Below are 12,918 nucleotides of genomic sequence, written 5' to 3' on the forward strand. Positions count from 1 at the left end.
CAGGGGCGCGGCGCCGAGGCGGGCGGCGATCCCGGCGCCGCGGTCGAGACGGGCGGCGGCGGACGCGCGGTCTCCGGCCGCCAGGTCGGCGCAGGCCGCGTCGAAGAGCGCCCCCGCGAGCGGGTACGGCCGGTCCAGTTCCTCCCAGGTTCGGATCACGGTGTCCCAGGCGGCGGGGCCGCCGGTCAGGGCGGTCACGGCGGCCTTGTGCGCCGCCGCCACGGGCGTCGCGGCGGGCAGCCGCGCCGCGAGCTCCGCGATCTCGGGGAGGCGCGGGCCGCCGGCGTGGGCGGCGGTCTCCAGCAGCGGCCACAGATGGCAGGGCTGGACGGTCAGGCGGGGATGGCGCAGGACGGCGTCCACGGCGGCGCGGGCCGCCGGGCGGTCCTCCTCCGCCAGCCGCCACTCGATGATCATCTGGGCGAGCGGCAGCGCGGTCTGCGGGAACCCGCCGTCGAGGGGGACGGTGAGCGCCTCCGGATCGGGCCGCGGGCCGGTGCCCCGGGCCGCCAGCAGGGCGATCCGCCAGATCATCAGCTGGAGGCGGAAGGCGGGCCCGTGGTGGCGGTCGAGCCGCCGCGCGAGTGTCCCGGCGGCCTCGTCCCAGCGGCCGAGCAGGTACAGCGCCTCGACCTGGTTGACGGCCGGCGCGAGTCCCGCGCTGTGCGTGAGCCCGGCGTTCTCCGCGATGGTGAGCGCCTCGGCGGCGAGGGACAGCGCCTCGGCGGCGCGGCCCGTGTTCAGCGCGCAGTGGGCCAGCTGGTTGACCGTCCGGGCGAGGTCCCACGGGGGGAGGCCGTCGTGCCTGAGCCGCCGCAGCGCCGTCAGGTCGCCGTCACCGTCCGATGCCGCCGCGGCCGCCACGATCGACTCCAGGGTTCCGGTCGGCAGGCCGAGGGCGCGGGCCAGGCCGAGCCCCTCCCGGGCGCGCCGTTCCCCCTCGTCCATCTCGCCGTAGACCAGCAGCCGGGAGCTCATCACGGCGAGCACCCGGACGCGGGCCGGGGTGGGCGCGGCGGCGAGCCGCTCGGCCTCCCGGAGGTCGTCCAGTTCGTCATCCCGGCCCTGGAACCCGCGCAACGACGCGCGGAGGATCAGCAGCAGGGCCGCCCGGCCGGGGTCGCGGCCGCGGTCCGTCTCGTCCAGGGCCCGCTGGACGAGGGGCAGCCCGTGCCGTGGGTCGCCGGCCGCCTCGGCGGCCTCCGCGGCGGCCTGCAGGACCCGGGGCCGGGACAGGCCGGTCAGGGATGCGGCGTCCGGTACCCGGTCCCACAGGTCCAGGACGCGTTCCAGCATGGTCAGCGTCTCGGCGTAGGCGGTGGCCGTGCGCCGTTCCCAGGCGGCCCGCCACGCGGCGGCCAGCGCGTGGGCATGGTCGCCGCAGCCCCGCCAGTGAACGGCCAGTGCGCTCGCCGGCGCGTCGCTGAGGTCCGGGGCGCGTTCGATCGTCTCGGCGTACCGGCGGTGAAGGGCGGCGCGTTCGCCCGGCAGGAGGTCCTCGTGGACGGCCTCGCGGATGAGCGCGTGCCGGAACGCGTATCCGTCGCCGTCCGCGACCAGCAGGCCGTGGTCGGCGGCCGGGCGCAGCGCCTCGCTCAGCCCGGGATCGGGCAGGCCGGTCACCGCCGCCAGCAGGCCGTGCCCCACCCGGTCGCCGGAGGCGCTCGCGGCGCGCAGGGCCGCGCGGGTCCGCTCGGGGAGCCGGTGGACGCGGGCGAGCAGCAGATCGCGCAGGGACCCGGGAACCGTCTCGCCGGGGCCGGTGACCAGCGCCTCCACGAACAGCGGATTGCCGGCGGCTCGCGCGTGGGCGTCCCGCACCAGGTCCGGGTCGGCGTGGCCGAGGATGCCGCGCACCTGGTCGCCGACCTCGGCCGGGGTGAGGGGCGGCAGGTCCAGCCGGGTCACGTGGGGGAGGCGGGCCAGCTCCGCGAACAGCGGCCGGGTGCCGGGCTCCTCGGGACGGAAGGTGACCACCGGCAGCACGGGACCGCGCGGTGGGTTGCGGAACAGGAAGGACAGCAGGTCGCGCGTGGAACGGTCGGCCCAGTGCGCGTCCTCCACCACCACGGTGACCGGCTCGCGTCCGGCGAGCCGTTCGAGCAGCGTCAGGACGTGCTCGAACAGCCGCAGCCGCCCGGTGCCGTCGTCGGGCGGCGGCGCGGCGGCGGTCAGCGCGGGCATCAGGCGGGCCAGTTCCGGCAGGGCCGCCGCCGGCATCAGCGAGGTGACCGTGTCCCGGCCGGCCTGGCGGAGGACGGCGCTGAACGGCGCGTACGGGAGGCCGGCGGCGCCGAGGTCGAGACAGCAGCCGGTCAGCGCGCGCAGGTCGCGCGTGAACTCGGTGACCAGGCGGGTCTTGCCGCCGCCCGCCTCACCCCCGACCAGGACGGCGGCGGCCTCACCCGCGGACGCCCGCGCGCGGGCGGCGCGTAACCCGGCCAGTTCGGCGGCGCGCCCGGCGAACACGGGGCTGACGTTTCCCACCCGATCAAGGATGCCGGTTCTTATCGCTACTTGTGTTGCGATAAGAGGTCGGATAGTCTCGATGCCGTCACATTGCCGCCCGGCAGGGGAGTCCATTGAGGATCTGAGGTCCGACACCGCGCGTACGGCCGTCCTCGGCCCGCGCACGTGACCTCAGAGCGGACCCTCGTCCCGCCGGGCTTTCTCATGCCCGTCGGCGCGTCGCGCGACCCGCGGTGTCTCCATGCAGCCCGAACCGCTCGAAACCCATGGAGGCCACCCGTATGTCTTTCGCCATCGTGTGCTCGGACCTGTCATTCGCCTGGGCGGACGGCACCGTCGTCCTGGACGGGCTGGACGCCGCGTTCGGCACCGGCCGAACCGGCCTGATCGGCGTCAACGGCTCCGGCAAATCCACCCTGCTGAAGATCATCGCCGGGGAGCTGCGGCCCGCGTCGGGAACCGTCAGCGTCGACGGGGAGATCGGCCACCTGCCCCAGAACCTCGTCCTCGCCGGCGCCCCCACCGTCGCGGACCTGCTCGGCATCGGCGAGACCCGCGCCGCGTTGCACGCCATCGAGCGCGGCGAGGCCACCGAGGAGAACTTCACCGCCGTCGGGGACGGCTGGGACGTCGAGGAACGCGCCCGCGCCGAACTCGACCGGCTCGGCCTCGGCCACCTCGACCTGGACCGGACCGTCCCGACACTGTCGGGCGGCGAGGCCGTGATGGTCGGGCTCGCGGCGCAGTTCCTCGCGCGTCCGGGCGTCCTGCTCCTGGACGAGCCCACCAACAACCTCGACCTGGACGCCCGGCGCCGCCTGTACGACGCGGTCGCGTCCTGGACGGGCGTGCTCGTCGTCGTCAGCCACGACCGCGAGCTGCTCGACCGCGTGGATGAGATCGCCGACCTGCGCGACGGTGCGATCCGGACGTTCGGCGGCAACCTGTCCGCCTATGAGGACCTGCTCGCCGTCGAGAGGGAGGCGGCGGAAAGGGCGGTCCGGGTCGCCGAGACCGACCTGCGCCGCCAGAAACGCGAGCTGGAGGAGGCCCACGTCAAACTCGCCCGGCGCAAGCGCTACGGCGACAAGATGTTCGAGAACAAGCGCGAACCGAAGATCATCATGCAGGAGCGCAAGCGGCAGGCGCAGGTCGCGGCCGGCAAGCACCGCCTCATGCACGAGGAGCGGCTCGCCGATGCCCGCGGCCGGCTCACCGAGGCGGAGGAGGCGGTCCGCGAGGACACCGCGATCCGGATCAAGCTGCCCGCCACCCGCGTCCCGGCCGGCCGCACGGTCGTGACCGTGACCGGCCTGACCGCGCCCGAACCGGAGACCGGCACGCTCACCGAACTGATCGTCCGGGGGCCGGAGCGGCTCGCGCTGGTCGGCCCGAACGGCTCGGGCAAGACGACGTTCCTGCGGATGCTCACCGGTGAACGCGTCCCGGAGGGGACGGAGGTCACCATGGGGGTCGACGCGGTCCGCTACCTGCCGCAGCGGCTCGACGTCCTCGACGAGGACGCCAGCGTCCTCGACAACGTCCGGGCGCAGGCGCCGACGACCCCGGTCAACGACATCAGGGCCGGGCTCGCCCGGTTCCTGTTCCGGGGGGCGCGGGCCGGGCAGCGCGCCGGGACGCTGTCGGGCGGTGAGCGGTTCCGCGCGGTGCTGGCGTCGCTGCTGCTCGCCGAGCCCGCCCCGAAGCTGCTGCTCCTGGACGAGCCGACGAACAACCTCGACATGGCCGGCGCCGCGCAGCTCGCGCAGGCCCTCGCCGCCTACGAGGGCGCGCTGATCGTGGTCAGCCACGACCCGCCGTTCCTGCGCACGCTCGGCATCACCCGCTGGCTCCGCATGGACCGCGCTTCCGGCCTGAGCGAAACAGAGCCGATGTAATGGCAAAAATCAGGTGAACTTGCCCTATGACCGCTGTTACCGTTGCGTTCGCATTCGAGGGGGAGTGAACGGGATGCCGACGAAGCTCAATCAGATCATCGCGGTCGAGAAGGGCGTGAAGAGCAAGGCCGTCCAGGATCTGACCGCGGCGCAGCGGTCCGTGCAGAAGGCTCCGCTGCTGTCCGGCATCTCGCGGACCTACCAGCCGAAGGACGAGGACGGCGAGCAGCTGCCGGCGGAGTCGACCCGCGTCCAGGTCACGGTGGACTCCGTGCTGCGGGACGTGACGCGCTCCTTCACCCGGCTGCTCGACGTGACCGCCACCAAGGACTGGGCGAACTGCGTCGCCCGCGCCGATGTGACCGTGGACGGGACCACGCTGGTGCGCGACGTGCCGGTCACCTACCTGCTGTTCCTGGAGAAGCAGCTCTACGAACTGCACGCCTTCGTCCGGAAGCTGCCGATCCTGGACGCGGCCGAGACGTGGACGCTCGACCCGTCCACCGACGGGTGGCGGACGGAGCCGGTCCGCACGGTGAAGACCAAGAAGGTCCCGCGCAACCACGTCAAGGCGGAGGCGACCGAGAAGCACCCCGCCCAGGTCGAGGTCTACTACGAGGACGTCGCCGTGGGCCACTGGACGACGGTGAAGTTCTCCGGGGCGCTGCCGGCCCGGCGGGTCAACGAACTGCTGGAGCGCATCGAGAAGCTGCGCGACGCCGTGAGGTTCGCGCGGGAGGAGGCCAACGGCGCCGAGGTGACCGACCAGCGCGTCGGCGACGCCGTGTTCGGCTACATCCTCGGCTGAGCCGGGCCCGCTGCGGGCCCGGCCGTCCGCCGACAACTCAATAGGATCCCCCCGCCGCCGCGCGGGGGGTGCGCGAGGAGCGCAAGCTGAAGCTGAAGCCGAAGCTGATCAGGGTGAGCGTTCAGTGCGGGTTCGAATCCCGCCCCCGGCACCCGCGCCGGGGTGGCCCAACAGGTAGAGGCAGCCGCCCGCTCAACCTCAGATTCTCGCTCCAGAATCAGTATTCACCGCCGATCGCCGGATCGCGCGGACGTGGACGACAACCCTTGGGATGCCGGTTCGAATCCGGCTCGCTCCGCTCGTGGGGCGATGGCGTAACGGCAACGCACAAGGGCCTCAGCGTGATCCGCGTCCACCTGATGCCGGCGTGCGAAGTGGGCGGTAACCACAGGGGCCCGGGGGATGGCAAAACCCCCGGGCCCCGCTCCTGCGCGGATCAGGTGAGGACGCGCTTGGTGAAGGTGCGGGTCGCGGCCCAGGTGAGCAGGATCGTCCCGCCGACGATGGCCAGCAGGAACGCCCATGCCGGCATGTGCGGGATGGCCGGGGTCAGCGCGCTCCGCAGCCCCTCGCTGATGTACACCAGCGGGTTGAGCAGGCTGAGGATCTGCAGCCACCGGATGTGGTCCAGCGCCGACCACGGGTAGTACACGCAGCCGAGCATGGTCATCGGCAGCAGCACCATCGCGAACATGACCTGGACCTTCTGCGGGTTCAGCAGCGTGCCGAGCAGCAGGCCGCCCGCGGCCGACATCAGCGCCCCCGCGACCATCACCAGGATCAGGATCGGCCAGTCGTCCACGTGCACCTTGGGCGCCTGGCCCTCGGCGTGGATGAGCAGCACCGCGGGGAAGACCAGCAGCCCGCCGATCAGCCCCTGCGTCGCCGCGGCGATGATCTTCTGGACGGCCAGCAGCGGGACCGGCACCGGCGCCAGCGCCCGGTCGGTGATCGACTTCTGCCAGGTCAGCTCCATCATCAGCGGGAAGATCACCGCCATCATCGCCTGCATGATGATGGACGACCCGACCAGTCCCGGCACGAGGATGGTGGAGAACGTCGGCCCGCCGGGTCCGCCCGCCGTCGCGCCGCCGCCCAGCTTGGGCAGGACGTAGGCGAACACGAACACGAACATCACCGGCTGCACCAGCACCCGGATGAACGTCGACAGGAAGTTCTTGCGCATGACGCGCGCCTCGCGCGCCATCATCGCGGCGAACGTGCGCGGGATCGTCGCCCGCGCCGGCGGCGGCGGGGCCAGGACGGCGGTGCTCATCGGATTCCTCGATTCTGGCCACGAATCGTGGCGGGAGCGACGTGGTCAGTGGCGTCCGGGGAACTCGGCCCGGGCGGGGTGAAGCCCTTCGTTTCGGCGGGAGGCGAGGTCAATCGCGGTACTCCCTTCCGGTGAGGGAGAGGAAGACGGTCTCCAGGCTGGGACGCAGCTGGCTGGCGTCGGTGACGCCGACGCCGGCGGTGGATCCGAGGTCGACGAGCTCGCCGAGGATGCCGTCCGGCTCGGTGGCGAACACGCGGACCTGGCCGTCGTTGACCTCGACCTTGCTGATGCCGTCCCGGTCGCCGAGCCTCTTGATCTCCTGCGGGGCGGCGGCGTCGTAGCTGACGGTGATGACGGTGTCGGCGCCCGCGCTGGACTTGAGCTGGTCCACGGTGCCGCTGGCGAGGATCCTGCCGTGGTCGACGACCGCCACCCGGTCGCACAGCGCCTCCGCCTCCTCCATGTAGTGGGTGGTGAGGACGATCGTCTGCCCGCTCGCCTGGAGGCCGCGCAGCACCTCCCACAGGTTGGCGCGGGTCTGCGGGTCCAGGCCGGCGGTCGGCTCGTCCAGGAACAGCACCTCGGGCCCGTGCATGAGCGCCCGGCAGATCATGACGCGCTTGGCCTGCCCGCCGGAGATCTCGAACGGGCTGCCGCCGCGCTGCTCGGTGAGCCCGAACAGCTCCAGCAGCTCGGCGGCGCGCCTGCGGGCGTCCCGCGCGCCGAGCCCGAAGTAGCGGCCGCGGAACTCCAGGTTCTCGGCGACGGTGAGGTCGCTGTCCAGGCTGTTGTTCTGCGACACGACGCCGATGCGCCGCTTGATCTCCACGGCGTCCTTCACCACGTCGAGGCCGCACACCTGCGCGCTGCCGCCGGTCGGGACGACCAGCGTGGTGAGCATGCCGATGGTGGTGGACTTGCCCGCGCCGTTCGGCCCGAGCAGCCCGAAGAACTCGCCGCGCGGGACGTCCAGGTCGATGCCCTGCACGGCGGGCACCGCGGGACGCGGCCCGGACGCGGGATAGGTCTTCTTCAGGTCGACCGTGCGAACGGCGGCCCCCGGGGGTTCGGTCATGCGCTGTCTTCCTCCGCTTCCTCATCGTGGGAGTAGTTCTCGAACTGCGTGATCAGGTTGAGCAGGAACCTGCGGACGGCCGGCTCGTCGCCCTCGTCCACGACGTCGTAGAGCCGGCTCAGGTCCCGGCCGATCGGCCGGGACTTCTCGGCGAGCAGTTGCCGGCCGGAGTCGGTGATGCGCAGCATCACACCGCGCCGGTCCCGGTAGGAGCGCTCGCGGCGCACGTGCCCGTTGCGCTCCAGCGTGTCGACGACCGAGGTGATCGTGGCGGGGGTGACGAGCAGCCGCTTGGCGACCTCGCCGGGACGCAGCCCGTCCTCGACGATGAGCAGGCGCAGCAGGAAGAACCCGGCCGGGCTGATGCCGTGTCTCTCGATGATCCGCCACACGATCGGGCCGGACAGTCGTGTCGCCAGGCCGAACAGGCGGCCGATCGGCCACTCCTCCCTGGGGCCCCATGCCGCCAGATCACCGAAACCGAGGTTCTCCATGCGGGTGATGTTAGGGGCCAGATGCTTAGCCCGCAAATCTTTTGAGAGCTAATTACTCGCCGGATCATGATGTCAATGTAGGTTGACAGATGCGCCATGTCAACACAAGTTGACAGGCGAAGGTGATGGCCGGTGTTGCATAGGAATCCAGCCTCATGCATACTCTTGCCTATTGCTTCCGAAGGGCTGAGTGGTACATGGGAATCCGGACGGCGGTCGCCGGCGCCAGCGGGTACGCGGGCGGCGAGCTGCTGCGCATCCTCGCGGGACATCCAGAGTTCGAGATCGGCGCGCTCACCGCGGGCTCCAACGCGGGCACCCCGCTGGAGGCGCACCAGCCCCACCTGCGATCCCTGGCCGGGCGCGTCCTGGCCGAGACCACCCCCGAAACCCTGGCCGGGCACGACGTGGTGTTCCTGGCGCTGCCGCACGGCCGGTCCGGGCCACTCGCCGAGCGGCTCGGCGAGGACGTGCTGGTCATCGACTGCGGCGCCGACCACAGGCTCACCGACGCGGCCGCCTGGGAGGCCTTCTACGGGACGCCTCACGCGGGCACCTGGCCCTACGGCCTGCCCGAGCTGCCCGGCCGGCGGGACGCGCTGCGCGGCGCCGAGCGGGTCGCCGTCCCCGGCTGCTACCCCACCGCCGTGTCGCTCGCGCTGTTCCCGGCGTTCGCCGCGGGGCTCGCCGAACCCGACGTCGTCGTGGTCGCCGCGTCCGGCACCTCGGGCGCGGGACGGGCACTCAAACCGCACCTGCTCGGCAGCGAGGTCATGGGCTCGGTCAGCGCCTACGCCGCCGGCGGGACGCATAGGCATACGCCCGAGATGATCCAGAACCTGAGCGCGGTCGCGGGGGAGCCGGTCACCGTCTCCTTCACCCCGACGCTCGCGCCGATGAGCCGCGGCATCCTCGCCACCTGCACGGCCAAGGCCCGCCCCGGCGTCACCGCCGCGACGCTGCGCGCCGCTTACGAGACGGCCTACGCGGGCGAACCGTTCCTCGGGCTGCTCCCCGAAGGGCGGTGGCCCGCCACGTCCATGACGCTCGGCGCGAACACCGTGCTCGTCCAGGTCGCCCTGGACGAGGCGGCCGGCCGCCTCGTCGCGGTCGCCGCCGTCGACAACCTCGCCAAGGGCACCGCGGGCGGCGCGGTCCAGAGCGCCAACATCGCCCTCGGCCTCCCGGAAGAACTCGGGCTGACCACGATCGGAGTGTCCCCTTGAGCGTCACCGCCCCCCGGGGTTTCCGCGCAGCCGGTGTCGTCGCCGGGCTGAAGGAGAGCGGGAACCGCGACCTGGCCCTGGTCGTCAACGACGGGCCGTCCCGCGCGGCGGCCGGCGTCTTCACCCGCAACCGCGTGAAGGCCGCGCCCGTCCTGTGGTCGGAGCAGGTCCTCAAGGGCGGCCGCGTCCGCGCGGTCGTGCTGAACGCGGGCGGCGCCAACGCCTGCACCGGCGCCCCCGGCTTCCAGGACGCCCACGCCACCGCGGAGAAGGTCGCCGGCCTGCTGGACGACTCGGCCGGTGAGATCGCGGTCTGCTCCACCGGGCTGATCGGCGAGCGGCTCCCCATGGACCTGCTGCTGCCCGGCGTCGGCAAGGCCGCCGCCGAGCTGTCGCGCGGGGACGGCGGGCTCGCCGCCGCCGACGCGATCCGCACCACCGACACCGTCGCCAAGATCTCCTTCCGGCAGGGCGCCGGCGGTTACATGATCGGCGCGATGGCGAAGGGGGCCGGCATGCTCGCCCCGTCCCTGGCGACCATGCTCTGCGTCATCACCACCGACGCCGACCTGCCCGCCGGGGTCCTCGACCGGGCGCTGCGCGCGGCCACCGGCGTCACCCTCGACCGGCTCGACTCCGACGGCTGCATGTCCACCAACGACACCGTCCTGCTGATGGCGTCCGGCGCCGCCGGGACCGTCCCGGACGAGGAGGAGTTCACCGCGCTGCTCACCGAGGTGTGCGCCGACCTCACCCGGCAGCTGCTCGTGGACGCCGAGGGCGCGTCCAAGGCCATCGCGATCGAGGTCGTCGGCGCCGCCTCGGTGGACGACGCCGTCACCGCCGGACGCTCCATCGCCCGCAACAACCTGCTCAAATGCGCCATCCACGGCGAGGACCCGAACTGGGGCCGGGTGCTGTCGGCGGTCGGCACCACCGACGCGGCCTTCGAGCCGGACGCCCTCAACGTCGCGATCAACGGCGTGTGGGTGTGCCGCAACGGCGCGTCCGGCGACGACCGCGACAAGGTCGACCTGCGCCCCCGCGACGTGACGATCACCGTGGACCTGTCGGCCGGCCCGCACAGCGCCACCGTCTGGACGACCGACCTCACGGCCGACTACGTCCACGAGAACTCGGCGTATTCGACATGAGCGCGATCACCAGCGGCGCGGAGATCCGCGGCAACCGCGCCGGCGTGCTGTCCAAGGCCGAGACGCTGATCAAGGCGCTGCCGTGGCTGGAGCGGTTCCACGGCAAGACCGTCGTGGTCAAGTACGGCGGGCACGCGATGACCGACGAGGGGCTGCGGCACTCGTTCGCCGAGGACATCGTGTTCCTGCGCTACGCCGGACTGAAGCCGGTGGTCGTGCACGGCGGCGGCCCGCAGATCAACGCGGCGCTCGCCCGCAACGGCATCGACTCGACGTTCACCGCCGGGCTGCGCGTCACCACGCCGGAGGCCATGGAGGTCGTCCGGATGGTGCTGACCGGCCAGGTGCAGCGCGACGTCGTCGGCCTCATCAACCGGCACGGCCCGTTCGCGCTCGGCATGTCCGGCGAGGACGCGAACCTGTTCACCGCCGAGCGCAAGCACGCGATCGTGGACGGCGAGCCGGTCGACATCGGCCAGGTCGGCGAGATCGTCGAGGTGCAGGTCGGCGCCGTCCGGGCACTGCTGGACGACGGCCGCGTCCCGGTCATCTCCAGCGTCGCGCGCGGCGACGACGGCGAGGTCTACAACGTCAACGCCGACACCGCCGCCGCGGCGCTGGCCGTCGCGCTGGACGCGGCGAAGCTGGTCGTCCTCACCGACGTGGAGGGCCTGTACGCGAACTGGCCCGGCAGCGACGACGTGATCGACCGGCTCACCACCGACGAACTGGCCGCCCTGCTGCCGAGCCTGTCGGCCGGGATGGTGCCGAAGATGGAGGCCTGCCTGGCCGCCGTGCGCGGCGGCGTCCCGCGGGCCCACGTGCTGGACGGGCGCGTCCCGCACTCGCTGCTGCTGGAGATCTTCACCGACGAAGGGATCGGAACGATGGTGCTGCCCAGCCCCGTGGGCGGGCCCCTGGGGGAGGAGGGGGCATGAGCGGCGAGGAGCTGCGGAAGCGGTTCGAAACCGCGTTCATGCCGAACTACGGCGTCCCCCCGGTGGTGCTGGCGCGCGGTGAGGGCTGCCGGGTCTGGGACGCCGGCGGCCGCGAGTACCTCGACCTCATCGCCGGGATCGCGGTCAGCTCCCTCGGGCACGGGCACCCGGCCCTCGTCGAGGCCGTGTCGGCGCAGGTCGCGACACTGGCGCACACCTCCAACCTGTTCCTGCACGAGCCCGAGGTGCTGCTCGCCGAGCGGCTGCGGGAACTGCTCGGCGGCGACGGCAGGGTGTTCTTCGCCAACAGCGGCACCGAGGCCAACGAGTGCGCGCTGAAGCTCGCCATCAAGTACGGCGGGCAGAACGGGCGGACGTACTTCGTCGCGGCGGAGAACGGCTTCCACGGCCGGACCATGGGCGCGCTGTCCCTGACCGGCAAGGCGTCGATCCGGGAGCCGTTCGGGCCGTTCGCCCTCGACGTCCGGTTCGTCCCCTACGGTGACGCCGCCGCGCTGGAGGCCGCTGTAGACGAGAATTGTGCGGCGGTGTTCCTGGAGCCCGCGCAGGGCGAGGCCGGGGTCGTCCCGCCGCCGGAGGGGTACTTCACCGCCGCCCGCGAGATCTGCGACGCGACGGGCGCGCTGTTCGTCGCCGACGAGATCCAGTCCGCGATCGGGCGGACCGGGACGTGGTTCGCGTTCCAGCACGAGAACGCCAAGCCGGACATCCTCTCCCTCGCGAAGGGGCTCGGCGGGGGCCTGCCGATCGGCGCGTGCATCGCGTTCGGCCCGCACGGCGACCTGTTCGCGAAGGGCGACCACGGCAGCACGTTCGGCGGCAACCCGGTCAGCGCCGCCGCCGCCCTCGCCGTCCTCGACACCATCGAGGCGGACGGGCTCCTCGCCAACGCCGCCGCGGTGGGGGAGATCCTGGCCGAGGGCCTGGACGGCATCGACCATCCGCTGCTCGCCGGCGTGCGGGGCCGCGGGCTGTGGCGCGCCGCCGTCCTCACCGGCCCGCACGCGGCCGCCGTGGAGACAGCCGCCCGCGCCGCCGGCTTCCTCGTCAACGCGCTGCAGCCGGACGCGCTGCGGATCGCGCCGCCGCTCGTCCTCACCGCCGAGCAGGCGCGGTCGTTCACCGGCGCGTTCCCCGCGATCCTCGACGCCGCCCAGAACGGACGGGAGGGATGATGGCCAGGCACTTCCTCCGGGACGACGACCTGACCCCCGCCGAGCAGGCCGAGGTGCTCGACCTCGCCGCGAAGGTGAAGCAGGACCGGTTCGCCCACCGCCCGCTCGACGGCCCGCGGTCGGTCGCCGTGCTGTTCGACAAGCCGTCCACCCGGACCCGCGTGTCCTTCACCATCGGCATCGCCGAACTGGGCGGCAACCCCCTCGTCATGGACGCGGGAACGAGCCAGCTCGGCCGCGGCGAGACCATCGCCGACACCGCCCGCGTCCTCGAACGGCAGGTCAGCGCCATCGTGTGGCGGACGTCCGGGCAGGAGCGCATCGAGGAGATGGCCGCGGGCACCACCGTCCCCGTCGTCAACGCCCTCACCGACGAGTTCC

At 72.8% G+C, this 12,918-nt stretch carries 10 protein-coding genes and 1 pseudogene; 7 read left to right on the forward strand and 4 right to left on the reverse strand.

Going from position 1 to position 12,918, the window contains the following annotated elements; all coding sequences use genetic code 11:
- Nucleotides 1-2,487 (reverse strand): ATP-binding protein (locus tag AF1_RS29230; RefSeq protein WP_067806525.1); only part of this gene is annotated, 2,487 nt, incomplete at its 3' end.
- A gap of 263 nt (nt 2,488-2,750) precedes the next feature.
- On the opposite strand from AF1_RS29230, the gene AF1_RS29235 reads away from it, so the two are divergent.
- Entirely contained in the window at nt 2,751-4,367 is a 1,617-nt protein-coding gene (locus tag AF1_RS29235) for an ABC-F family ATP-binding cassette domain-containing protein (RefSeq protein WP_067806528.1), read from the forward strand.
- Between the two features lie 73 nt (nt 4,368-4,440).
- Nucleotides 4,441-5,175 (forward strand): DUF7873 family protein, encoded by a 735-nt coding sequence (locus AF1_RS29240; protein WP_067806531.1) that lies wholly within the window; start codon nt 4,441-4,443, stop codon nt 5,173-5,175.
- A gap of 436 nt (nt 5,176-5,611) precedes the next feature.
- On the opposite strand, the gene AF1_RS29245 is transcribed toward AF1_RS29240, so the two are convergent.
- The 3 genes from AF1_RS29245 to AF1_RS29255 all read right to left on the reverse strand — a co-directional run bounded on the left by AF1_RS29245 (nt 5,612) and on the right by AF1_RS29255 (nt 8,023).
- Nucleotides 5,612-6,451 carry an ABC transporter permease gene (locus tag AF1_RS29245; RefSeq protein ID WP_067806533.1) on the reverse strand — a complete coding sequence of 280 codons (840 nt, stop codon included), beginning with the start codon at nt 6,449-6,451 and terminating at the stop codon, nt 5,612-5,614.
- A 109-nt stretch (nt 6,452-6,560) separates the two neighbouring features.
- Entirely contained in the window at nt 6,561-7,529 is a 969-nt protein-coding gene (locus AF1_RS29250) for an ABC transporter ATP-binding protein (RefSeq protein ID WP_067806534.1), read from the reverse strand.
- Nucleotides 7,526-8,023: a MarR family winged helix-turn-helix transcriptional regulator gene (locus tag AF1_RS29255; RefSeq protein ID WP_067806536.1), complete on the reverse strand. Its 498-nt coding sequence runs from the start codon at nt 8,021-8,023 to the stop codon at nt 7,526-7,528. Before AF1_RS29255 ends, AF1_RS29250 begins: the two co-directional genes overlap by 4 nt.
- Before the next feature lie 197 nt (nt 8,024-8,220).
- Between AF1_RS29255 and argC the strand changes: the two genes are divergently transcribed.
- The 5 genes and pseudogenes from argC to AF1_RS29280 form a co-directional block, all read left to right on the forward strand.
- Complete coding sequence (gene argC / locus AF1_RS29260) at nt 8,221-9,249, forward strand: N-acetyl-gamma-glutamyl-phosphate reductase (protein ID WP_067806538.1); 1,029 nt, start codon at nt 8,221-8,223, stop codon at nt 9,247-9,249.
- Nucleotides 9,246-10,403 (forward strand): bifunctional glutamate N-acetyltransferase/amino-acid acetyltransferase ArgJ, encoded by a 1,158-nt coding sequence (gene argJ, locus AF1_RS29265; RefSeq protein ID WP_067806540.1) that lies wholly within the window; start codon nt 9,246-9,248, stop codon nt 10,401-10,403. The genes argC and argJ overlap by 4 nt, the downstream gene beginning before the upstream one ends.
- The gene (gene argB / locus AF1_RS29270; protein WP_067806542.1) at nt 10,400-11,341 is read left to right on the forward strand and encodes an acetylglutamate kinase; all 942 of its coding nucleotides are present in this window, start codon (nt 10,400-10,402) and stop codon (nt 11,339-11,341) included. The genes argJ and argB overlap by 4 nt, the downstream gene beginning before the upstream one ends.
- Nucleotides 11,338-12,537, forward strand: a complete 1,200-nt coding sequence (locus AF1_RS29275) for an acetylornithine transaminase (protein ID WP_067806544.1) — start codon at nt 11,338-11,340, stop codon at nt 12,535-12,537. Before argB ends, AF1_RS29275 begins: the two co-directional genes overlap by 4 nt.
- Nucleotides 12,537-12,918: pseudogene (locus AF1_RS29280) on the forward strand (ornithine carbamoyltransferase); the annotation flags it as partial. The gene AF1_RS29275 and the pseudogene AF1_RS29280, both read left to right, overlap by 1 nt.

The organism is Actinomadura formosensis NBRC 14204 (assembly GCF_001552155.1).
Classification (GTDB): Bacteria; Actinomycetota; Actinomycetes; order Streptosporangiales; family Streptosporangiaceae; genus Spirillospora; species Spirillospora formosensis.